This window comes from Rhodococcus sp. NBC_00294, from assembly GCF_036163995.1.
Classification (GTDB): Bacteria; Actinomycetota; Actinomycetes; order Mycobacteriales; family Mycobacteriaceae; genus Rhodococcoides.
In genome coordinates, this window is the sequence record NZ_CP108043.1 from 1,242,640 (window position 1) to 1,265,408 (window position 22,769).

Annotated in this window: 18 protein-coding genes and 1 pseudogene; 11 read left to right on the forward strand and 8 right to left on the reverse strand. The window is 70.0% G+C overall.

Features of this window, described 5'->3' with window-relative positions; translation table 11 throughout:
• Nucleotides 1–22 precede the first annotated feature (22 nt).
• Genes OHB23_RS05875 through OHB23_RS05885 form a run of 3 tightly spaced genes read right to left on the reverse strand, consistent with a single transcriptional unit; the run spans nt 23 to nt 2,637 of the window.
• Entirely contained in the window at nt 23–943 is a 921-nt protein-coding gene (locus OHB23_RS05875) for an ROK family protein (RefSeq protein WP_222632181.1), read from the reverse strand.
• 10 nt (nt 944–953) lie between these two features.
• On the reverse strand, nt 954–1,763 hold the full coding sequence (locus tag OHB23_RS05880; protein WP_328811079.1) for a class I SAM-dependent methyltransferase: 810 nt from the start codon (nt 1,761–1,763) through the stop codon (nt 954–956).
• Between the two features lie 55 nt (nt 1,764–1,818).
• The gene (locus tag OHB23_RS05885) at nt 1,819–2,637 is read right to left on the reverse strand and encodes a class I SAM-dependent methyltransferase (protein ID WP_328811080.1); all 819 of its coding nucleotides are present in this window, start codon (nt 2,635–2,637) and stop codon (nt 1,819–1,821) included.
• Nucleotides 2,638–2,760: 123 nt separating this feature from the next.
• Here OHB23_RS05885 and OHB23_RS05890 point away from each other — a divergent pair, with 123 nt between their 5' ends.
• Nucleotides 2,761–3,972: a glycosyltransferase family 4 protein gene (locus OHB23_RS05890; RefSeq protein ID WP_328811081.1), complete on the forward strand. Its 1,212-nt coding sequence runs from the start codon at nt 2,761–2,763 to the stop codon at nt 3,970–3,972.
• A 30-nt stretch (nt 3,973–4,002) separates the two neighbouring features.
• On the opposite strand, the gene OHB23_RS05895 is transcribed toward OHB23_RS05890, so the two are convergent.
• The gene (locus tag OHB23_RS05895) at nt 4,003–5,724 is read right to left on the reverse strand and encodes a hypothetical protein (RefSeq protein WP_328811082.1); all 1,722 of its coding nucleotides are present in this window, start codon (nt 5,722–5,724) and stop codon (nt 4,003–4,005) included.
• Between the two features lie 6 nt (nt 5,725–5,730).
• On the opposite strand from OHB23_RS05895, the gene OHB23_RS05900 reads away from it, so the two are divergent.
• The 3 genes from OHB23_RS05900 to OHB23_RS05910 are packed head-to-tail and all read left to right on the forward strand — an operon-like array spanning nt 5,731 to nt 8,947.
• A complete protein-coding gene (locus tag OHB23_RS05900) occupies nt 5,731–6,960 on the forward strand; it encodes a polysaccharide biosynthesis protein (RefSeq protein ID WP_222637969.1) in 1,230 nt (409 codons plus the stop codon).
• The gene (locus OHB23_RS05905) at nt 6,957–7,919 is read left to right on the forward strand and encodes a fumarylacetoacetate hydrolase family protein (protein ID WP_328811083.1); all 963 of its coding nucleotides are present in this window, start codon (nt 6,957–6,959) and stop codon (nt 7,917–7,919) included. Before OHB23_RS05900 ends, OHB23_RS05905 begins: the two co-directional genes overlap by 4 nt.
• 50 nt (nt 7,920–7,969) lie before the next feature.
• A complete protein-coding gene (locus OHB23_RS05910; protein WP_328811084.1) occupies nt 7,970–8,947 on the forward strand; it encodes an alcohol dehydrogenase catalytic domain-containing protein in 978 nt (325 codons plus the stop codon).
• 17 nt (nt 8,948–8,964) lie between these two features.
• Here the strand turns inward: OHB23_RS05910 and OHB23_RS05915 are convergent, their stop codons facing one another.
• Entirely contained in the window at nt 8,965–10,092 is a 1,128-nt protein-coding gene (locus OHB23_RS05915) for a DUF3068 domain-containing protein (RefSeq protein ID WP_328811085.1), read from the reverse strand.
• Nucleotides 10,093–10,208: 116 nt separating this feature from the next.
• Between OHB23_RS05915 and OHB23_RS05920 the strand changes: the two are divergent.
• Nucleotides 10,209–11,297, forward strand: a pseudogene (locus tag OHB23_RS05920) (acyltransferase family protein); the annotation flags it as partial.
• A 17-nt stretch (nt 11,298–11,314) separates the two neighbouring features.
• Here OHB23_RS05920 and OHB23_RS05925 read toward each other — a convergent pair.
• From OHB23_RS05925 to OHB23_RS05935, 3 genes are all read right to left on the reverse strand, one after another.
• Nucleotides 11,315–15,628, reverse strand: a complete 4,314-nt coding sequence (locus OHB23_RS05925) for an alpha-(1->3)-arabinofuranosyltransferase (protein ID WP_328811595.1) — start codon at nt 15,626–15,628, stop codon at nt 11,315–11,317.
• Nucleotides 15,625–15,786, reverse strand: a complete 162-nt coding sequence (locus OHB23_RS05930) for a DUF2613 domain-containing protein (RefSeq protein WP_285186808.1) — start codon at nt 15,784–15,786, stop codon at nt 15,625–15,627. Before OHB23_RS05930 ends, OHB23_RS05925 begins: the two co-directional genes overlap by 4 nt.
• A 160-nt stretch (nt 15,787–15,946) precedes the next feature.
• The gene (locus tag OHB23_RS05935) at nt 15,947–16,414 is read right to left on the reverse strand and encodes a universal stress protein (protein WP_328811086.1); all 468 of its coding nucleotides are present in this window, start codon (nt 16,412–16,414) and stop codon (nt 15,947–15,949) included.
• Nucleotides 16,415–16,499: 85 nt separating this feature from the next.
• On the opposite strand from OHB23_RS05935, the gene OHB23_RS05940 reads away from it, so the two are divergent.
• The 6 genes from OHB23_RS05940 to OHB23_RS05965 all read left to right on the forward strand — a co-directional run bounded on the left by OHB23_RS05940 (nt 16,500) and on the right by OHB23_RS05965 (nt 22,763).
• Complete coding sequence (locus tag OHB23_RS05940) at nt 16,500–17,681, forward strand: glycoside hydrolase family 3 N-terminal domain-containing protein (RefSeq protein ID WP_328811087.1); 1,182 nt, start codon at nt 16,500–16,502, stop codon at nt 17,679–17,681.
• Nucleotides 17,682–17,745: 64 nt separating this feature from the next.
• On the forward strand, nt 17,746–18,330 hold the full coding sequence (locus tag OHB23_RS05945) for a TetR/AcrR family transcriptional regulator (RefSeq protein ID WP_027506190.1): 585 nt from the start codon (nt 17,746–17,748) through the stop codon (nt 18,328–18,330).
• A 443-nt stretch (nt 18,331–18,773) separates the two neighbouring features.
• The gene (locus OHB23_RS05950; RefSeq protein WP_328811088.1) at nt 18,774–19,568 is read left to right on the forward strand and encodes a WecB/TagA/CpsF family glycosyltransferase; all 795 of its coding nucleotides are present in this window, start codon (nt 18,774–18,776) and stop codon (nt 19,566–19,568) included.
• Nucleotides 19,565–20,623, forward strand: coding sequence for a Gfo/Idh/MocA family protein (locus tag OHB23_RS05955; RefSeq protein ID WP_056441280.1), 1,059 nt, complete (start codon nt 19,565–19,567; stop codon nt 20,621–20,623). Before OHB23_RS05950 ends, OHB23_RS05955 begins: the two co-directional genes overlap by 4 nt.
• On the forward strand, nt 20,620–21,633 hold the full coding sequence (locus OHB23_RS05960; protein ID WP_328811089.1) for an SDR family NAD(P)-dependent oxidoreductase: 1,014 nt from the start codon (nt 20,620–20,622) through the stop codon (nt 21,631–21,633). The genes OHB23_RS05955 and OHB23_RS05960 overlap by 4 nt, the downstream gene beginning before the upstream one ends.
• Nucleotides 21,630–22,763: a DegT/DnrJ/EryC1/StrS family aminotransferase gene (locus tag OHB23_RS05965; protein WP_328811090.1), complete on the forward strand. Its 1,134-nt coding sequence runs from the start codon at nt 21,630–21,632 to the stop codon at nt 22,761–22,763. Before OHB23_RS05960 ends, OHB23_RS05965 begins: the two co-directional genes overlap by 4 nt.
• Nucleotides 22,764–22,769 lie beyond the last annotated feature (6 nt).

Here is a 22,769-nt window from a genome sequence, read left to right on the forward strand (position 1 = left end):
CTCCCGATCACGGGGGCGGGCGTCAGTGCTGTCTCGGGGTGACCAGTGCGGCCGCTCCTGTGAGAGTCCCGACGGCCCCGAGGGCAGCGGGGACCACCGTGAACGACTCGAGGAAGCCGAGCCGGGCGTGCAACGCGACGGTCTCGCGGATGGGGTTCCACAGCGCCGGGCCGGCCGCGCTGAAGCCACCGCCGAGGACGGCCGTCTCGATGTCGAGCAGCGCCGCGGCGGACGCGATCGCCTGTCCCAGCGCCACGCCGGCCCGCTGGAGCGCAGCGACCGCCACCGGGTCGGCGGCGCGGGCCGACTCGGCGAGGTCGATGCCGGTGGCACCATCCCAGCCGTTCTCGCGGGCCCAACGGACCGCGTTCGGGCCGCTGGCGACCGTCTCGACACAGCCGACCCCGCCGCAGGTGCAGGGTTCGATGGATCCGGGGACAACGATGTGTCCCACGTGCCCGGCGTTGCCGCTGTGGCCGCGAACGATCTCGCCGCCCAGGACCAGGCCGCCGCCGATGCCGGTCGACACCACCATGCCCAGCACGTTCTGCACGTGGCGGGCGGCCCCGAAACGATGCTCGGCCAGGGCCGCGCACGCACCGTCGAGTGCCAGGGTCACGGTGGCGTTCGGAACCACGCCGCGGACGGCCTCCACGAGCCCGAAGCCCTCGTACCACTCCGCGATGTTGATCGGCGCCACGGTGCCGGCAACGGTGTCCACGGGCCCGGCCGACGCGATACCGACGGCCCCGATGTCCTGGAACTCGACCCCTGCCGCGGACACCACCGAGAGGAGAAGCTCCTCGCACGCCGCCCAGACGTTCTCGGTGGGGGTCGGAACGACGACGGGGTCCTGCGGTCGTCCGTCGGCACCCACCACCGCGGCAGTGAACTTGGTGCCACCGATGTCGAGTGCGAGCGATGTTCTCTCGGTCGTCGTCATTCACGCCACCCTAACGGGCGAGCGTGGTCCCGAGTCCGCGGTCGGCGGCGGAGTGCGCGCGGAGCACGACCACGAGGTTGCTCACCGCCAGCTCGCGAAATCCGGGGACGCGGACACACCACCACGCCCAGCGGGGGTGGTACCGCGGGAAGGCCGCGAGGAGTTCGCCGCCCGAAGTCTCTGCAGCCCAACGCAATCCGTGCGAGGCGCGGATCGGGAACAGCGACTCTCCGAAACGGTTCTTCGGTTCGGCGCCGTGCACGCGCGCGTAGCGGCGAGCGGCGCGCTCGCCGCCGAACACGTGCCACGGTCCGGTCTCGTGCCCGCCGAACGGGCCCCACCACATCGTGTAGGACAACACCACCAGTCCGCCGGGCCGCGTCACGCGCAGCATCTCCTCGGCCATGATCCACGGGTGGCGGACATGCTCCGCGACGTTGGAGGAGAGGCAGATGTCGACGCTGTCCGAGCGGACGGGCAGCGCGGTACCGGATCCTCGGACGGACCCGCGGGCGTCGAGCCCCGCGGCGTGCATCTCCGAGGCGTCCGGTTCCACGGAGACGTAGTGGGCACCCGCTTCCGCGAAGGCGTCGGCGAAGTAGCCGGGTCCGCCGCCGACGTCGAGCACCGTCAGTCCGTCGAGAGTCGTTCCCGTGGCCCCGGTCCACAGGTCGTCGATCAGCATCGCTGTGTCGCGAGCCAGCGCCCCGTAGAAGCGCGCGGGATCGGACTGCTCGAACCGGAAGTCCGACACGAGCGAGAGTGACCGTCGAAGGGTGGCCCGTCGAGCGAGTCCGGCGGTGACGGGAGACGAGGGCACGAGTGGAGACTGTAGCGCCCGGTCGACCTGGCTCGCCGGGCTCACGGCCCGCGGGTCAGGCGGCGAAGCGCAGCACCGTGACGGAGGTGCGTCGGTTGCGGAAGAGCGGGCTGTCGGCCACCAGCGGCATGGAGTTGAACTTCCACGCGCCCTTGTGTGCAGGGAACAGGACGTCGGTCGCCGAGGCGACGCCCGGGATCTCGTCGGCGAGCGAACGCCCACGGCTCGACGTCATACTGAAGGGCATGGCCGGCATCGTGTAATGCTCGGTCAGCTTGACCCCTGCGACGGTCTTGCGAGACAACCACTCGGGAATGGAGTCGAAGATCATGCCGCCACCGGGGAAGAGCTCGGCGCACCGGGTGATCAGATCCATCGCGGTGGGTTCGTCGAAGTACATCAACAGTCCCTCTGCGGCGACGAAGACGCCCGGCTCGGGGTCGATGCCGTCGGCCCAGGTCAGATCGAACGCGGAGGCCGCGACGGGAACGATCCGGTCCTCGCGCGGCAGGACGCGGGCACGAAGCTCCATGACCGGTTCGAGGTCCACGGAGTACCACGTGGTGTCCGGCCGCCCGAGTCGCCAGTACGCCGTCTGCAGTCCCTCGCCCAGCGCGACGACGGAGGCGTGGGGCCGCGAGGCGAGGTACGCACTCACCGCGGAGTCGAAGGTGCGGGCACGCAACGCCGCGGCGGCCACGGGGGTTCCGAACTTGGACCAGTCGTACTCGATGGCGTCGCGGACGCGCAGCGCCATGGGGTCGTCGATGACCCTGTCGGGGCCGTCGGCGAAGGCGGCCCGATTGTGGAGCGTGTACAGAGTGGTGGAAGATACGCCGTCGAGAGTGTTGCCATCGATCAACCCGGACGTCATGACATGAGCCTCACTGCAGTGGGTTTTCCCGACCCGAAAAAGAAACTTACCGGTTTTTCGGGGCCGAAACAGCCATTCTGTGTCGTTCGAACGAATGAAAGACTGCCACGGGGGTGACAGCAGATGACGGAGTTACGTGAGGTGCTGCTGCTCTGTTGGCGTGACAGTGGCCATCCACAGGGCGGTGGTAGCGAGCGCTACCTCGAGCACGTGGGGGCAGGGCTGGCGTCGCGAGGCATCAAGGTCACGCTGCGCACGGCCGGTTACCCCGGCGCACCAGCGTCGGACACGATCGACGGTATGCGCGTCAGCCGCGGCGGCGGACGCCTGACGGTCTACCCGCGAGCGCTCGGAGCGCTCCTCGCCGGGCGGCTCGGCTTCGGTCCCCTGGCGGGACTGAAGCCCGACGCGGTGATCGACACGCAGAACGGCATCCCGTTCTTCGCGCGACTCGTGACGGCGGCTCCCGTCACCGTGCTGGTCCACCATTGTCACCGCGAGCAATGGCCGGTGGCCGGTGCGGTCATGGCGCGGCTGGGATGGTGGATCGAGTCCCGGCTGTCGCCGCGGGTCCATCGACGCTCGCAGTACCTGACGGTGTCGCTTCCCTCGGCGGACGAGCTGATCGCCCTCGGTGTGGACCGCGAGAGGGTGGCCGTCGTCCGCAACGGTGTCGACGACATTCCCGGTTCCGTCACGGTGGGCGATCCGGACACGCGTGCGGACGCCCCGACACTGGCCGTCCTGTCCCGGCTCGTCCCGCACAAGCAGATCGAGGACGCGATCGACGTCGTCGCTGCGCTGCGCGATGCGACGCCAGCCCTGCGCCTCGACGTCATCGGCGGTGGATGGTGGGACGACAACCTGCGCGACCACGCCCGCGCGCGTGGCGTGGCCGACGCCGTGACCTTCCACGGTCACGTGTCCGAGACCCGTAAGCACCAGATCCTGTCCCAGTCGTGGATCCACGTGCTCCCGTCTCGGAAGGAGGGGTGGGGACTCGCCGTCGTCGAGGCAGCTCAGCACGGTGTCCCCACCGTCGGCTACCGGCATTCTCGGGGGCTGACCGATTCCGTGGTGGACGGCGTCACCGGCGTCCTGGTGGGCGACGAGTGGCTCAGCCGCGATTCCGACGTCGACGAACTGACCGACGCAGTGCGGACCCTGCTGGACGACGGTGATCTCCGTCGGCAGCTCGGGGAGAAGGCGCGGCTGCGGACCCGGGAGTTCTCGTGGACGTGGTGCGCGCGAGCGGTGGAGTCGGTGCTGCGCGAGCGAGTACACGGCCGAGCGGTGTCCGGGCTGGTCGCGGGTAGGCCGGAGGCCGGTCGGTAGGTGGTCGCGGGAAGGCCGGAGGGTCCGGAGTCAGCGAGTCCGGGTGCGACGCGCTCTCGTGACGGTGACGAACGCCGCGATCAGGACGGCGGCCGCCCACAGCAGATGAGCGACGATCGCCGGCAGACGATCCGAGCGTGCACGAGGAACCGGATCAGCGAGTGAGTACAGCGTGAGATCGGCGTCCGCGTACACGGGTTCCAGGCCCGCGAGGGTGCGTGCGGAGTTCCCGCTCTCGCCCGCCGACCTCTCGACCAGGATCCACCCGACTCCGAGTGCGGCGAGGTCGCTCGCCGGGGCACCGGCCAGGAGCAGGCCTTCGACTCGCCCCGCGACGGTGTTCTCTCCCCGGACGACCGTCCCGCCCACCGGGAGATCTCCGGTGCCGAGCACGTCGGCGTCCAGCAGCCTCGGAGCGGGATCGAGGACCGGTGCCTCGCCCGACCAGTCGAACCGGCGGAAGGTACCTGTCGGCAGGACGGCCACGAGAGCGTCGGACGGTCCGACACCGTCGATCACCGAGGACCACCCGGCGGGGTAGTCGACCGGACGCAGCGCGCCCTGCACCCCCCATGCCAGATCGGGCAGGACGACGAGCAGCGCGGCGACGGCGGACACGGCTGCGAGCCGGGGACGTGTCCCGCCGCGACCGGGTCGATCGACCGCGGCGCCTGCACTCAGGGCGAGTGGCGGCATCCACAGGGCGACCCATTTCTGACCGTCCCGGAACAGCCCGGCGCCGGGTACCGACTCGGCGGCCCATCGGCCGACGTCGAGCCCGATCGGGGTGGCGGCGAGGGCGACGAGCACCACGGACACGGCGCCGGTGAGCAGGAGCGCCGCGACCACGGGCGATGCGGTCCGGCGCAGACGAGGGAGTCCGGCGGCGGCCAGGCCGAGCAGCACGGCGGTGCCGATGACGGCGAACAGGCTGGTTCGGCTGCCGGGAACCGCGTCGGCGTTCCAGATGCCGCCCAGACCGGCGAGCGCTCCGATCGTCCCGAGTCCGGGCTCGGCCCGCGCCGCGAAGGCCGCGACACCCGCCGGATCGGCGCCGGTGCCGGCCCCGGACACGGCGGTGGCCACCAGCCAGGGCAGCGACACGATCACCGTGGTGACAGCCACGACGACGAGCCGCCGTACGCGGCGTGCCCCTCCCGGTGCGGCCAGGACCACCACGGCGAGAACAGCGCAGACCAGCACGCCTGTCGGGGTCAGCCCGGCGATGCCGAGACACAGCGCGAGGGGCGCAGCGGACCGCAGGTCACCGCGGTCGCGGAGCGTCATGGTCGCGACGACCGTCCAGGGGAGAGCCGCGTAGCCGACGAGCAGGCTCCAGTGTCCCTGCAGCAGACGTTCGGCCACATAGGGGTTCCACACGGCCACCGTGGCTGCCACCAGACGCGGGCCGGTCGAGGCGCCGCCGAGCACCCGCGCCGTCATCTGCGCGGCGCCCCACCCGGCGGCGATCAGAGCGAGAGCGAGCAGTCCGACGACCAGTACACCGCCGTCGACGACCGTGGTGGCGACCGCGACGACGGCGTCCTGGGGAACCGCACGCGCCGCCGAGTCGGACAGGCCCAGGGCCGAGTCGGTGAGATACGACCGGGGCGTCGACACCGCGTCACGCAGCAGTAGGTGGCCGCCACCCGGAAGCAGCACACGCAGGAGCGGGCCGAGGACGACACCGGTGAGCACGACGGACCAGGCGAGGGACCACGCCCCGGCTGTCCTGCTCGACCCTGCGATCATGAGGGCATGATCCCTGCGCGCACCTCCACCGTGGTGGCCGGGGTGAGCATCGTGACGGCGGGGTCGATGGCGGCGAACATCGCCTCGTATCTGCTGCACCTCCCGGCCGGGCGTGTGCTCGGGCCGCAGGGCTACGGGGTCTTCGCGTCGCTGCTCGCCGCCCAGCTGGTACTCGCGGTGCCGGCGCTGGCGTTGCAGACCGTCGTGGCGCGTGACCGGGTGCGCGGTCGTTCGGTGGCTGCCTCCCGCAGGCTCGGACACCTGTACGCCGTGGTCGTCGCCGGTCTCGCCGTCGTCGCGACTCCCGTCGTGGCGGCTCTGCTCCACACCGATGTCGTGACCACGGGGGCGGCCGTCGTGACGGCGCCGTTCCTCGTGCTGCTGGCCACGGAACAGGGTCTGCTGCAGGGAGACTCGCGCTTCGGTGCCCTCGGCGGTGTGCTCGCGGCGAGCGGCCTGGCGAAGGTGGTGCCCGCCGTGACCGCCCTGGTGCTGGGCGGAGGTGTGGGACCAGCCCTGGTCGCGGGTGCGGTGGGGACCGCGGTCATGGCGCTGGCCGCGCGCATCGTCGTCGACCGCGCCGAGCAGACGGACGAGCACGACCGGCCCGCCGCGGCCGGGACCTGGCGTGACGTGCTCGCCGCATCGCAGGTCCAACTCGTGATCGTCGCGTTGTCCTCGGTCGACCTCCTGCTCGCCCGACGCGTCCTCGATCCGGAGGCCGCGGGTGTCTACGCGCTCGGCGCCGTCGCCGCGAAGGCCGCCTTCTGGCTCCCGCAGTCGGTCGGCGTGGTGCTGTACCCGAGGATGGCGGATCCGCGTCGGTCGGCGTCGGCGGTCCGCACCGCCCTGCTGGTGCTGCTCGGCGTCGGATCCGTCGTGGTGGTGGGTGCCGCGATCGTCGGGCCGATCGTTCCGCTGGTGATGGGCGCGGACTACGCGCCGGTGCAGTACCTGCTGTGGCTGTTCGCCGCGCAGGGCGCGCTGTTGGCCGTGGTGCAGTGCGGTCTCCTGGCGGCCGTGGCCCGTGGCGACACGCGCTCGGCGCTGGCGGCGTGGACCGTGCTGCTGGTCGAGGCCGTCCTCGTGCTGACGATCGTCGACAGCGCGACGGAGCTCGTCGTCGTGGCCGCGGCATGCGCTGCGGTCGCATCTGTTGTGGTCTCGACCAGCGCGCTCGGGCGTGTCCGTGTGCTTGGATCGGTGGATGACCGAATCCGGGGGGTGGGTCCGTGAGGCTGCGTAGGGGCATGACGGGGATCGACGTGCTGCACGAGACCACGGGAAAGTGGGTCGATCTGAGAGCTGCTGGTGGAGAGGAACTTCCGAGCGGAATCGTCGAGTTCCTCGGTGCCGGTGAGCGTGCTCGCGACGTGGCGCGCGATCTCGTGGACCGGGCCGTCACCGCCGGGACCGCCACTGCGTCGACGTCCTTCGCCTCCCTGCCGTTCGAGCCGCGATCGCTTCGCTGCTTCGCCGGGTGGGACCAGCACTGGCACCAGGCGGCCGAGCAGATGGTGCGGCGCAACCTGCCCGCCGTCGTGCCACTGGCGAAGGCGTTCCAGGCGATCGCGCGGAAGCCGTTCCCGCCTCTGCGGCCGGGCGCCGCGGCAGTCGAGCACCCGATCTACTACACGGGCAATCACCTCTCCGTCGTCGGCGACGGCGAACCCATGTCGTGGCCCGCGTACACCGAGTTGTTGGACTTCGAACTCGAGTTCGGCGCCCTGGTGGTCCGGCCCGTCGTCAGCGCGTCGACGGCCGAGGCGGAAGCGGCGATCGGCGGCTTCGTGGTGTTCAACGACTTCAGCGCGCGCGACGTGCAGTGGGACGAGCAGCGCAACGGTCCCTTCGGACCCGTCGTGAAGACCAAGACGTTCGGTAGTTCCATGAGTGCCGAGGTGGTCACCGCGGACGAGGTCCTGCCGCACCTGACCGATCTGCGCGGCACCGTCACCGTCAACGGCGAGGTGTGGTCGGAGACGTCGACACGAGGCGGCCGGTGGTCGCTGGTGGACGGACTCGCCTACGCCAGCAGGTCCGAGAGCATCGGCCCCGGCGAGCTGCTGACCTCGGGGACCTTGCCGTCGGGGTGCGGGATGGAACTCGACTGCTGGGTGCGGCCGGGCGACGTGGTGCGCCTCGAGGTCGAGCGCATCGGGTCGGTGACCAACACGGTGGCGGAGCCTGCCTAGCTGGGTAGCGGGCAGGCCGGAGGCCGGTCGTTCGACAGTAGTGTCGGTGCATGCGTGCACTGGTGATCGAGGAGTTCGGCCGACCGGGAACCGTGCGGGAGATCGACCGTCCCGACGCGGCTCCCGACGGTGCGGTGATCCGGGTGGCCGCCACCGGGGTGTGCCGGAGTGACTGGCATGCCTGGCAGGGACACGACGGCGACGTGCGACTGCCGTTCGTTCCGGGCCACGAGTTCGCGGGAACGGTCGTCGCCGTGGGTGCGGACGTCGACCGCGACTGGATCGGTCGTCGCGTCACCACCCCCTTCGTGTGTGCGTGTGGGTCGTGCCCGACGTGCGCTGCCGGCGACCACCAGGTGTGTCCCCGTCAGGAACAGCCCGGGTTCACCCACGACGGGTCGTACGCCGAGTTCGTCGCCGTCCGGTACGCCTCGACCAACCTGATCGCGTTGCCGGACGAGGTGTCGTTCGACGCGGCCGCCACTCTGGGATGCCGATACGCGACCGCATGGCGGGCGGTTCATCGCCGCGCCCGCGTGGTGGCAGGCGAGCGCGTCGCCGTCTACGGGTGCGGTGGGCTCGGCCTGTCCGCGGTGATCATCGCGTCCGGGGCCGGCGCGGAAGTGACGGCAGTGGATCGCTCCACCTCGGCGCTGGACCTGGCACGCCGACTGGGAGCAGCTCGGGCGGTGCAGACGCCGGTCGACGACATGCACGTCGCGCTGGAGTGCTCCGGGCATGCCGGGTTGGCGGACGAGGCGATCAGGGGTCTGCGACGGCGCGGTCGGCACGTGCAGATCGGGTTGCTTCCGGGCGGCGGGCACGTGTCGATGGACGTGGTGATCGCACGGGAGATCGACGTGCTCGGCAGCCACGGGCTGGCCGCCCACGAGTACCCCGAACTGTTGCGCACTCTCCCGCACGCCGCCGTGGAATCGATGATCGGAGGCCGCAGACGACTCGAGGACGCCCAGCTCGCGCTGGACGCCCTCGGTGAGTCTGCAGGAGTGACGCTGCTACTTCCCTGACGGGAAGGCCGGAGGCGTCAGTCCTTGCGGAGGTTGGTGCGGGGGATCTCCTCGGTACGGTCCGTCGTCCAGTCGTGGTCCGGTGCGGGTGAACCGGCGCCGGAGGTACGAGGTCCGGTCGTGGGTCCGTCGGCCACCGGACGTGTTCCGCGGGTGGTGCGGCCGCCGCGCAGGAGCAGCACGATGCCGACTGCCAGGAGGATGACGCCCAGAACGCCGGCGACGATCGGCACGGTGCGGCCGATCAGGGCGATCTGGTCCTTGCCGTCCTGTGCGCGACCGAGCTGGTAGGTGACGGTGTTGTCGTCGAAGCCGATGACGGCCTTGACGACGTCCACCTCGGGAGTTCCGGCGCGGCGTGCGTAGTACTGGTGCACGTCCTCCTGGCCCTTGACGATGACGCCGGTGACGGGCTCGACGTAGATGTCCCGGGTGTTCTCGTAGTACCGCGTCATCGTGATCGGCGTGGCGCCGCCGTCGACGCCCCACGTGCTCGCGGGGAGAGCGAGCTTGTTGGCCGGCGAGGGGACGACGGCGGACAGGTCCACCGCGGGGATGGTCTGCGTGTAGTGGTAGACCGTGACACCCTCGATCTGCGTCTCCTCGACGAAGGTCATGTCGTAGCTCTCGCGGGCCACGGTGTCGAAGAAGGGGTAGGTCTGCTTCTGCGAGTCGAACGGGAACTTGTACTGCAGTCCGGTGTGCGGCACTTCCTCGGCCGGCTTGTCGGCCTGGCTCTGGATGGATCCGACCGGGTCGACCGGCATGGAGGACACGCGGTCCAGGCTCACGCGGTCGACGGTCGCGGTGAGCAGACCGGTGTCACCCTGTCGATCGGTGCGTCGCAGCGACGAGCCGGCCTGCACGGTGATGACGTCGGAGTTCGACGGCTCCTCCGTGGTGACGAAGCGCTGGGAGATCAGGGGGACGTTCTGATCCACGATGGCGGAACCCGCTGTGAGCGAACGCGAATCGAGCACCGACCCGGTGCCGGTGGACACGCTGGTGATCTCGAGGTCCAGCGGCGTCTTCTCGAGGCGCCCGACCATGTACAGCGGGATCAGGATCGCGATGACCAGGAAGAAAGCTCCGAGCCCGATGAGGATCGGCGGGATCACACGCGTCGGTGTGGATCTGTTCGCCATACTGGAGGTCCCCTTTGTGCATGTGCACTTGTCAGTGCATACCGGCCGTGATGGGTCGAACACTAACGTATTGGGCCGCTCCGAGTTCGGGTGCGATGCGGCAGACTCTCCTGACGATGACCACTGCAGAGAAGGCCCGCGTCGATCCGCGCATCGGCGGATTCGTGCCCGCGCTCGAGGGGATGCGCGGTCTCGCGGCCGTCGGCGTGCTGCTGACCCACGTCGCGTTCCAGACGGGATCGACGGGCACACCCCTCGTGGGCCCGCTGCTCGGCCGTCTCGATCTCGCGGTGGCCGTGTTCTTCGCGCTCTCGGGGTTCCTGCTGTGGCGACCCCACGCGGCCGCCGCGCGCGGCTCGCGGCCGAGGCCGTCCGTCCGTACCTATCTGGTGCACCGCGCGGCACGCATCCTGCCCGCGTACTGGCTCGTGGTCGTCGTCGTGCTGGCCCTGCTGCCGGGTGCGGGTGGTGGCGTCCGGGTGTGGATCGCCAACCTGACCCTCGTGCAGGTGTTCGTCCCGTTGACGTTGACGCAGGGCATGACCCAGATGTGGTCGCTGTCCGTCGAGGTGGCGTTCTATCTGCTGCTCCCGTTCATCGGGGTTGCCATGGCCGCGCTCCGCGGACCCCGAGCCCGTCTGCGCACGCCGGTGCTGGTCGGGGTGTCCGCCCTGTCGCTCGGGTGGACCTTTCTCCCGATCTCCACTGCGGACGGCGTGAACATCGAGAACTGGCTGCCCGGCTACCTGGCGTGGTTCGCGGCCGGGATGGTGGTGGCCGAGGCTGCTGCCGAGCTGGCACTACGCGAGTCCCGACCTGTCTCCGACCTGCCCGCTGTCCCGCTGGTCGTCCGGATCGCGAGCCGACGATGGTTGCTCACCGGCATCGCGGCGGCGGCCTTCGCGGCGTCGTCGACACCGATCGCGGGCGCGCAGGACCTCACGACGCCGGCGGCATGGCAGTTCGCGGTCAAGGTGGCTTTGGGCGCCGTCGTCGCGTTCTGTCTCATCGCGCCCCTGGCCGTCGGAACGGGTGTCCGTACCCGGTGGCTGTCGGGTCCGTTCGCGCTGATGATCGGCCGGTGGTCCTACGGCATCTTCATCTGGCACCTCGCGGTGCTGGCCGTGGTGTTCCCCGTGCTGGGGGTGTCCCCGTTCGGCGGGCAGTTCCTCCTCGTCGCCGGTGCCACGGTCGTGTTGACGCTGCCGGTCGCCGCGGCGAGCTACGCGCTGGTGGAGGAGCCGGTCCGTGTCGCACTGCGTCGGCGGGAAGCGCGCAGGGCCGACCGGATCCGGGCGAACGAGGGAAGCGCCGCGAGCGCCACGGCGCCGACGGATGCCAGCGCTGCGAGCTGAATGACGGCCGAGTGGCCGACGTACCCGTCGGGATCACGCCAGGGGCCGGTCGACAGCATCGCCCCGGCGACACTGAGTCCGAGCCCCGCGATCGCGACGAGCACACGACCGCGGACACGGGCACCCCAGCGATGGTCGACGGCGGCGACCGCGACGGTGAGAGCCGCCAGCCAGCCGAGTGCGGCGAGCCCACCGATGACCCACACGGCGGCGAACAGCCCCGCGTGGCCGACGAGGGCGGGTTGCCAGGTGGGTGTCGGTGCCGTCGCGGGGTCCGACGGGCGGCGCCGCATCGTCATCACGGCCAGAGCCGCGAGAAGCGCCAGGCCCGCGACGATCGCCGTGCGGTACCAGGTGTCGGCGGGGAACGTCAGGGTCACCTCGCCCGAGAGGCCGGCGGGGAGAATCCACCCCTGCTGCCACCCGTTCACGATCACCGGGGTGAGCACCTCGCCGTCCGGGCGCGTTGCCACCCATCCCGGGTTGGTGCTCTCGGGCACCACGAGAATGCGCTGAGTCGAGGACCCGGTCACGACGACGCGGCGGGAGTCGGCGGTCCACTCGTCCGCGGTGACCGCCACGGGCGTGGGGCCGGCGCCCGGGAACGCAGCGAGTGGTGCCGTGCGCAGCACGACGCTGTCGACGACGAAGGCGTCGCCCGGGTCCACCGACACGGACTGCGAACCCGAGGGCAGCGGAACAGGATTGGAGACGTTCGCCGCGACGGGGACATCGCCCTCGCAGAGAGACGCACGGATCGGTGCGCCGGTGGCCAACGCCCCGGCCGTCGTCGAGACGGCGGTGCGGACGAGCTGATCCGCGATGGTCAGGGTGGGGCCGGTCGCGCACGACGTCACGATCGGGCGGTCGGGATCGAACGCCGCCCCCGCGGACGCGGTACCGGATTCGGAGAGCACCGTGATCTCGGCCAGACCGGGAGGCCGTACCTGGTCGAATCCCAGTGCCGTGCGGTCGAGTACGTCGTCCCAGTCCAGCAGCGAGACGATGATCTGGTCGGTCACCGCCGGTTCGAGGGACACTCTGGTGTCGCCGTCCGCGTCGACGTCGCGGACCTGGGGGCCGGTCCCGAGGTTCACCGCGATCCTGGTCGGATGAGACGGCAGTGCGCCGAGGCTCTGGGCGATATCGAGCCCGTCGACCGAAACAGGTTGCAGCAGTTCGAGAGTGACGGTGGGATACGTTCCGGCCCGGCCCTCGATCGAGTCCTGACTCGCGGTCCAGGACGTGCGGTCGTCGCCGTCCGTGAGGGCGAAGGTCGACCCCCGGACGTCGGTGACCTCGGCCGCACCCCGAGCCTGCGGACGTGTGGCGTCCTGCAGGAGATCCTCCAGCGCGGACGACTGACGCGAGCGCAGCCAGAGTTCGGGGGTCACCGCCGTGCCACTGGGAACCGAGAGCGTGCGCTGGAAACTGTCGAGTTCCTCGGGTTCGACGGCCACGCCACCCGCGCAGCGCACTCGATCGGGCGTGTCGACGCAGCCTGTCCGGCCCGGAAGCTCCTGTGCCAGATTCCATCCCGTCACCGTGACGCCGTCGGCCGGAGCAGGCATCTCCGTGAGGTGCCGGACGACCACCGGTGTCGGTGCATCGGGATCCGTGTAATCGGTGAGGCGAAGGTCGCTGACGCCGAACTGTGCTCCGACCGAACCGTTCTCGGTCTCGGTGGCTGTCACCCGGATCCGCGTCGTCGTGCCGGCAGGCAGTGAGACGGTCACCGGATCGCCCGGTTCGGTGATGCGTGCGGCTGCGGTCCCGTTGTCGGTCTCGATCTCGACCCATTTCACCGGTGACCCCAGAGCGCCGGGGCTGGTGCGGAAGTCGAGCAGGCCGGACTGCACCGGGCGATCGAGGTCGAGCTGGATCCACTGACCGACAGAGCTCTCGAGGCCGTTGCTCACCCAACTCGTCGCGGCGTCGCCGTCGACGGCCGCCGCCGGACCGTTGCCGGGCGAGGCGCCGCCGAACTGGGTGGCGTCCGATGCCGAGGAGGAGACGGACACCCGGGCACCGGACCACGCGCCCTCGACCAGCGGCGCACCGTCGACCGGATAGTCGGGCACGAGATTGAGTGTGCGGCGGGGATCGTCGGATGTGCGCAGGGCGCTGCTGTGATCGTCGACGGAGCCGAAGTCCACCTCGCGGTTCATCGGGGTGTCCGTCACCAGGACGTCGTCGACCGTGAGCCCGGCGGCCCGGGCGTCGCCGTCGAGAAGTACCGGTCCCGCCGGAGTCGGGTCCAGGCCGCCGCGCTCGCGGTGCTCGTTCAGGCGAGCGAGGACCTCGGGCCCGCCCTGCACTCGGGGCACGTCGTCGGCCACCACCGTGTACGGGCCGGCGACGGCGGGGGTGCCGGGAGTCGCCTCGAAAATCTCGATCGCGGGATAGGTGGGGCGCAGGTCGGAGTCGGCGACGATGCCGTCCACCCGTCCGGGCCCGATGTCGTCGCCGAAGGTCGCGACCCGCTCGAGCCCGGGCGAGTTCTCGATGCTCTGGTGCGCCAGCGAGGTCCGGGTCGAACGCGACGTCTCGGGGTCGAGATCGTTGCGCATCACGAGGTAGCGGACGTTCATCGATGCCAGCGTGTCGGCGAGCCCGTCGGACGGTCTGCCGTCCGCGAGAAGCCGCTGCACCGAATCGAGGGCGCGGATCGCGCCGGGCGGCACCAACGGGACCGCGTCACGGACGGCCCACGGCGAGGCCGCCAACGCCTGCAACGGTTCGTCCCGCGTCAGCCCCCACAGCTGAGCGGCCAGGGGCGCACCGGGAACGACGAGCGCGCGGGACTCCTCGGCTCCGGTGCCCGCGTGGTCGGCCAACCAGCCCGCCGCGTCGGACCATTCGGCCGGAACGGCCTCGTACGCGCCCCGCGGCGCGAGCCGCCCGGTCCAGGCCAGCGAGGTCGAGACGGTGAGTGCCACCAGGACGAGTGCGGCGAAAGCGACGAGGGGCTCCCGTTCCGGGTGCGACGCCGCGCGACGCCAGCGAGGCGACGGCACCGAACCCGGCAGCGGCACCTGCGCCAGCAACTGTGCGAGGCCCAGCGCCAACGGCAGTCGGATCACCGGTTCCAGCTTGTGGATGTTGCGCAGCGGCGCACCGGAGGTGTCGAGGAACAGTCGCACCTGCTCGGAGACGGGGGAGGCCAGTCCGCCGACGTACCCGGCGGTCATGCCCACGAGCCCGATCAGCAGCACCAGGGTCAGCCGACCGCGTGCCGGCATCGACCGCATGCAGAGCCCGGCCATTCCCGCCGCGGCCACGACGGCAGAGGCGATCACCGCGGCGGGTTGTGTCACCACCACAGCGCCGGCGATGCGTTCCGGCGAGACGAACGGTGTCCAGCTGCTCGTGCCGCGCAGGACCTCCACCAGCGAGGCCCACTGCGTCGTCGTGCCGGCCGACTCGATGTAGTCGAGGAACGGTGGACTGACGCCGCGCAGGATGAAGAGGGGAACCAGCCACCACGTCGTCGCGGCGACGAGACACCCGATCCACCACAGCGAGAACCGGCGCCACCGGGCGTCCGGCCTGTGCGCGAGCCACCACACGACCGCCACGAGGGTGGCTGCCGCCGTCGCCACGGCGTTCACGGCACCCATCGCCGCGACGGCCAGCGCCGAACACGCGGCGGCGCGCGGAATGCTCACGGCGCGGCCGGAGAAGACGCGGACCAGGGGAATGAGCACCCACGGCGCCAGCATCATCGGCAGCGACTCGGAACTGATCGACCCCAGGGTGGTGATCACCCGCGGAGCGAGGACGAACGCGAGCGCACCCACCACCCGCGACCCGCGGCTCCCGACCCCGAGGGCCTCGCACAAGCGCAGGACACCCCAGAACCCGAGAAAGATCAGCACCGCCCACCACAGGCGCTGCGTCACCCACCCGGGCAGCCCCAGCACGTCACCGAGGGCGAAGAACGACCCGTGCGGGAAGAAGTAGCCGTACGCCTGGTTCTGTACCTGGCCGAAGGTGGCGTCGGACGTCCACAGGTGGGACGCACGCGAGAGGAACCCCAGCGGGTTCTGCGTCAGGTCGTACTTGGTGTCGGCGACGGTCAGGCCGGGAGCCTGCAGGAACGCCAGGATCAGCGCACCGACCGCGGAGAAGAAACGCCACCGGGCCCCTACGGGCGCGGTGACGGGAGCATCGGACGTCAGCGGCTGCCGTACTCGACCTGGTTGAGGAGGGAGGACTCGGCGTTACCGGAACGATCGACCTCGGGGCGGGTGTTGGACGAGGCGGCGGCAGTGGCGCCGAACACCACGGCCACTCCCAGCACGACGCCGATGACGGCACTGATCGCTGCGGATTTCACGAGCAGAACCTATCACTTCGACCGGCCTCCGGCCTGCCCGTTCACCTCGACCGGCCTCCGGCCTGCCCGTTCACCTCGACCGGCCTCCGGCCTGCCCGTTCACCTCGACCGGCCTCCGGCCTGCCCGTTCACCTCGACCGGCCTCCGGCCTGCCCGTCACTCATCTGCCGGGCGGCACGATCAGTACAGGGCGATGGCTGTGCTTGAGCACGAGATCGGCACAGGACGACTGCAGCAGCGACCGCAGACCGGTCCGGCCGCGCGTCCCGGTGACGATGATGTCGGCGTTCACCTCGTCCGCCGTCTCGACGATGGTGGTCCAGATGGCGGAGTGCGACTCCTCGCAGCGCCCGTCGGCGTTGATGCCGGCGCGGACGGCCAGCTCGAGGCCCTCGCTGTTGGTGACCTTCGCGTCGGCGAGTGCGATGTCCTCGGTCTGCTCGTCCGGCAGCCACTCCGGCGCCATCACTCCGGACAGGCCGGACATGCGGGCCGCCTGTCGCACCATCGGTTCCCACGCGGTGAGCACGATGGCGCGTTTCGCCTGGAGGAATCTGCCGGCGTAGTCCACCGCACTGCGCGCATTGTCCGAACCGTCGTACGCGATCAACATGACGTCACACGACATGAGAGCCTCCAGGCTTGTGGCGGTGGCTGACGATCTTACCGTCGCGGTCGGGTTGCGGGGAGACTCACGCGATAACGTTTCGGGTATGTACCTGCGCCGAGTTCTGACCCTGGTCGCGACGTGCGCGATCGCCACGACGGCGTGCGGGACGGGGGACGCGGCGGCTCCCGCACCCACCACCACCGGTGCGGCCACGGCATCGCCCTCGGCTCCCTCGGCGGTCGTGTCGACGTCCGAGATGCCTGCGGTCACGCCCGATGCGTGCGCCACCGCCATCGACGCCATGACGCTGCGGCAGCGGCTCGCCCAGCTGTTGACGGTCGGGGTCACCGGGACCGAGGACGCCGTGGCGGTGGTGGGCGCCGAGCAGGTGGGTGGTGTGTTCGTGGGCAGCTGGACCGACAAGACGATGCTCACCGGCGGCGGCGTCGATCGCATGCAGTCGGCCGCCACCGTGCCCGTCATGGTGACGATCGACGAGGAGGGCGGCCGGGTGTCGCGGGCAGCCGACCTGCTCGGTTCGGTGCCCTCGGCACGCGAGACCGCCGCCACGATGACCCCCGATCAGACGTACGAGATGTGGCTCGAGCGCGGACGTGGACTGAAGGATCTCGGCATCACCGTCGACTTTGCTCCCGACGTGGACGTCAGCAGCCAGCCCGACGACTCGGTGATCGGTGACCGGTCGTACTCGGACGATCCCGCCACCGTCGTCGCGTACGCCGGAGCTGCTGCGCGCGGTCTCCGCGACGCCGGGGTGATGCCCGTGATCAAGCACTTCCCGGGGCACGGCTCCGGATCCGGCGACTCGCACACCGGCGCCGTCACGACACCGCCGCTGTCCGAACTGCAGGCCCGCGACCTGGTTCCGTTCCGCGATCTCGTGTCCACCGGAGTGGGTGCCATGGTCGGACACCTCGACGTTCCGGGCCTGACGACGGAGGGCGTGCCCGCCAGCATCAGTCCCGCCGCGATGGCGCTGCTACGTGACGGCACCGGCTACGGGGCGGCGCCGTTCACCGGCCCGATCTTCACCGACGACCTGTCCGGCATGGCGGCGATCACGTCGCGACTGGGCATCGAGGACGCGGCCCTGGCCGCTCTCGTCGCCGGGGCCGACGTCGCCCTCTGGATCACCACCGACGCGGTGCCGAGCGTCCTCGACCGTCTCGAGGCGGCCGTGGCGTCCGGGGAGTTGAGCGATGCGCGCGTGGACGACGCGGCCCGGACCGTCCTTACGGCCAAGGGAGCCCTCGGCTGCGCCTGACTTGTCCCGCGGACGGTGACGTAGAGTCGGGAGGTCGTACGGCGGACAGCTCCGGGGAGGACGCATGGCAGGCGGAACCAAGCGGTTGCCGCGCGCCGTCCGTGAGCAGCAGATGCTCGACGCCGCCATCGAGGTGTTCTCCGAGAACGGCTTTCACAGCACGTCGATGGACTCCATCGCCGCACGAGCCGAGATCTCGAAACCCATGCTGTACCTGTACTACGGCAGCAAGGACGAGCTCTTCGCCGCGTGCATCCATCGGGAGGGCCTCGAGTTCGTCGCTGCGATGACTCCCGCGGCGGACCCGACGCTCACTCCCCGCGAGCAGTTGCGCAAGGCATTGCTCGGGTTCCTCACGTTCGTGGACGAGCACCGCTCGTCGTGGATGGTGCTCTACCGGCAGGCGATCGGCCAGCAGGCCTTCGCCGGTCAGGTGCAGAGCAGCCGCGATCGGTTGATCAGCCTCACCGCGTCGCTGCTCGAGATGAGCACCAAGGACCCGCGGCCGGAACACAACTTCGGACTGATGGCCGTCGCCCTGGTCGGTGCCGGCGAGGCCGTGGCCGACAGGGTCGCCGGCGGCGAGATCGACGTGCACCAGGCGGTCGACCTTCTCGAGAGCCTCGCGTGGCGGGGGCTTCGGGCCTGACTCGAGTTCGCGGATGCGCGGGCGCAATCACGTGCGTGGTGTGTCTGCGAAATAGATTCGTACATACCGCGATACGGTGTATTTCTCATTCGAACGAATGATTTAGCGAGCAAAAAGCGATTCGTGGACTGTTTCGGCCTACAGTTCGAACCGCACAGTTCGCCGCGAGAACTGTCGTGCTGCTCGCGGCTGAGGGAATCGCTGCAGTCCTGTCGGACGCAGTTCGTCCCCGCGCTCCTGCCGCTCTGCCGCAAGTCCAGTTCGAGGCTGATCATTCGAGGAAGTTCATGAACGGTTCCACGGCGCTCGGGGCGCCGGACGATGCGTCCCTCCCGACTGAACTGCGGCTCACCCCCGCACCCGCACCGCTCCACCAGGGGCAGCGTCTCGTCCGGCCCGGTCCTCCCGGCCGGGTGAACTCGTGTCCGCAACGGACGGCACGCATGATCGTCGCAGGTACTCGCGTCGATCTGTGCGGTTCGCCGCACGTGCTCGACATGGTTCGTGACCGGCTGGCAGGCGGTAAACCGCTGGCGATCGGGTCGGTGAATCTCGACCACATCCACCACTTCGGCGGCATCGAGCGGTCGCGCCTCAACCTGCCGGACGAGCGCCCGACCCACGAGTGGCTACTTCTGGCCGACGGCCAGCCGATCGTCGACAGGGCGAACGACCTGACCGGGACCAAGTGGCCGAGGTTGACGGGATCGGATCTGCTCCCGGACATCCTGCGTGTCGCGGAGACCATGGGCAATTCCGTCGGATTCGTCGGGGGAACTCCTCGGGTGCACGAGTTGCTCGGCAAGCGGCTCCGTCGTGACTACCCGGCACTCGATGTGGTCGGGTACTGGGAACCGGACCGGACGACCGTCGAAAGTCCCACTCTCGCACGGGAGATGGCAGAGCAGGTCCGGACGGCCGGCGCCGACATCGTGGTCGTCAGTCTGGGTAAGCCGACCCAGGAACTCTGGATCGAGGAGTTCGGTGACGTGACCGGTGCGCGGTTGCTGCTCGCCTTCGGTGCCGCCGCGGACTTCATGGCCGGTGAGGTCTCACGAGCGCCGCACTTCTTCAGCGAACACGGGCTCGAATGGTTGTTCCGCCTGGCCATGGAGCCGCGGCGGCTCGCGCGTCGCTACGTCGTCCAGGGTCCGGAAGCATGGTTCCGTCTTCGCGGCGCCTACCTGGTGGCGGACTCGGATCCGTCGACTGAGAAGAAGGGCACCACGGCACGATGACGAGACGTTACGGAGTAGCTGTGATCGGCGCCGGCTACTGGGGACCGAACCTGGCCAGGAACTTTCGGGCACACCCGGCCTGGGATCTGGTCGCCGTATGCGATCGTGACGAGTCCCGAGCGCTCGCCGTGGTCGGCGAGCGGTCGACGGTGGACGTGGAGACCAGTGTCGAGGCCGTCCTGGCGCGCGCCGATGTCGACGCGGTGGCCATCGCCACACCGGCGGCGACGCACGCCAGTATCGCCCTGGCGGCTCTGGACGCGGGAAAGCATGTGCTGGTGGAGAAGCCGCTGGCCCCTGGCTCGGCGGACGCGTCCAAGATGGTGCGGACGGCGAGCGACGCCGGCCTGACCCTGATGATCGACCACACCTACTGCTACACACCGGCCGTGCAGTACATCCACGACGTGATCGCGAAGGGGATGCTCGGCCGCATCCTCTACATCGAGTCCACCAGGATCAATCTCGGACTGATTCAGCCCGACGTCGACGTGTTGTGGGACCTGGCACCGCATGATCTTTCGGTGCTCGACTACATCCTTCCGGGTGGGCTGGCCCCGACTCGGGTGTCGGCCACGGAGTCCGACCCGCTGGGGTCCGGGAAGTCGTGCGTCTCGCACCTCACCGTCGAGATCGGCGACGGTGCGTCCGCGCACATCTCCGTGAACTGGTTGTCACCGACAAAGATTCGTCAGATGGTGATCGGTGGAAGCCACCGCACCCTGGTCTGGGACGACCTCGACCCGATCCGGCGAGTGTCGCTCCACGACCGTGGGGTGACGATGGGACAGCCCAGCCAGGACGACCGTCGACGCGCCGCCGTCTCGTACCGGCTGGGCGACATCACCGTGCCGGCCCTGGCGGAGACGGAAGCCTTGCGGCTCATGGTCGGCGAGTTCGCGGCCGCGATCCGGGAGGATCGGCCCGCTCGCACCGACGGTGCCGCCGGGCTCCGCGTGCTCTCGGTGCTCGAGGCCGCGTCGCACAGCGCCGCTCACCACGGTGAGGCCGTCCGGCCCCGCCACGTCGATTCCGAGACCGGGGACATGGAATGACCGAACTGAACGGTGCCACGGCTGTCGTCACGGGCGGTGCCGGCACGATCGGATCGACCATCGTCGATCAGCTCGTCGATGCCGGGTGCTCTCGAATCATCGCGCTCGACAACCTCACGCGGGGGCGTCGCGAGAACCTGGAGCAATCGCTCGAGGATCCGCGCGTCGAACTCGTCGAAGGCGACATCCGCGATCGCGATCTCGTGAACGACGTGGTGTCGGGCGCAGATGTGGTGTTCCATCAGGCGGCAATCCGGATCACACAGTGTGCCGAGGAGCCTCGGCTCGCACTCGAGGTATTGGTCGACGGGACCTTCACCGTGTTCGAGGCCGCCGCTGCGAACGGCGTCGACAAGATCGTGTCCGCCTCCTCCGCATCGGTGTACGGCCTCGCGGAGACGTTCCCGACCGGGGAGCGTCATCATCACCACAACAACGACACCTTCTACGGCGCGGCGAAGTCTTTCGGCGAGGGCATGCTCCGGAGTTTCCGCGCCATGTACGGCACCGATCACGTGTCCCTGCGGTACTTCAACGTCTACGGACCGAGAATGGACGTCCACGGTCTGTACACCGAGGTGCTCGTTCGGTGGATGGAGCGGATCACCGACGGGCGCTCACCCCTGATCTTCGGAGACGGCACTCAGACGATGGACTTCGCGTACACCGAGGACATCGCACGCGCCAACATTGCTGCCGCATCGTCCTCGATCGTGGACGGCGTCTACAACATCGGCAGTGGTCGTGAGACGAGCCTGCGGGAGCTGGCGGAGGCGTTGCTGCGCGTCATGGGCTCGGATCTTCCGATCGAGTTCGGGCCGGCCCGGACGGTCAACGCCGTGACCCGACGATTGGCCGACACATCCTCCGCAACAGTGGATCTCGGGTACTCGGCATCGGTCGAACTGGAGGACGGTCTGCGAGCACTCGTCGACTGGTGGCGACCGCGTCGACACGCGGTGTCGGGCCTGACGGCGTCCGGTTCCGGTCTGACGGCGTCCACGACGTGACTCGGCTCGACGTCATGCGCCCCTGGCTGGGAGCCGAGGAGATCGCCGCAGTGACGGCGGCGCTCGAGTCCGGCTGGATCGCACAGGGTCCGCGTGTGGCGGAGTTCGAGGCCGCGTTCGCGCGCCGCATGGGCGTGCACCACGCAGTCGCGGTGAGCAGTTGCACGACCGGCCTGCACCTCGCTCTCGTAGTGGCGGGGATCGAACCGGGAGACGACGTCGTCGTGCCGTCGTTCTCCTTCGTCGCGACGGCGAACGCGGTGCGGTACGTCGGGGCTCGACCGGTCTTCGCCGACGTCGACCGGACGACGGGCAACATGGACGCGACCACGCTCGCGGCCGTTCTGACACCTCGGACGCGCGCGGTCGTCGCCGTCGATCAAGGCGGTGTGCCGGTGGCGATCGACCACATCCGGCAAGTCACCGACCCGCTGGGCATCGTGGTCGTCGAGGACGCCGCGTGCGGCGCCGGCGCCACCTACCGGGGTCGCCCCGTGGGTGTCGGTGCGGACATCGCGGCCTGGTCGTTCCACCCCCGCAAGATCCTCACCACCGGGGAGGGCGGGATGGTGACGACAGATCGTGCGGACTGGGCCGACCGTGCGCGGTCACTGCGTGAGCACGCCACCAGCAGATCCGCGGCGTCACGGCACGAGGACACTCTGCCCGCGGCCGAGACCTACACCGAGGTGGCCTACAACTACCGCATGACCGACCTGCAGGCCGCGGTAGGCCTGGTCCAGTTGAGCAGGCTGGACGCCGTCATCGAGCGGCGTCGCGCACTTGCGCAGCGGTACCGGGACGCGTTCGCCGGTGTGCGCGGTCTGCGATGCGTGGCCGATCCCGAGAACGGGGAGGCGAACTTCCAGTCGTTCTGGGTCGAGATCGGACCGGATGCCGCGCGCAGCCGAGACGACTATCTCCGTGATCTGGCGGCCGACGACATCTCGGCGCGCAGGGGCATCATGGCCTCCCACATGCAGCCCGCATATCAGGGCAGCGACGCGGTCGTCGGTGATCTGAGCGTGACGGAGCACCTGACCGCGTCGACGCTGATTCTGCCGCTCTTCCACGCGATGACGGACGACGAGCACCGTCGTGTGGTCACGGTGATGGCGCAGCGCCCGTGAGTGTTC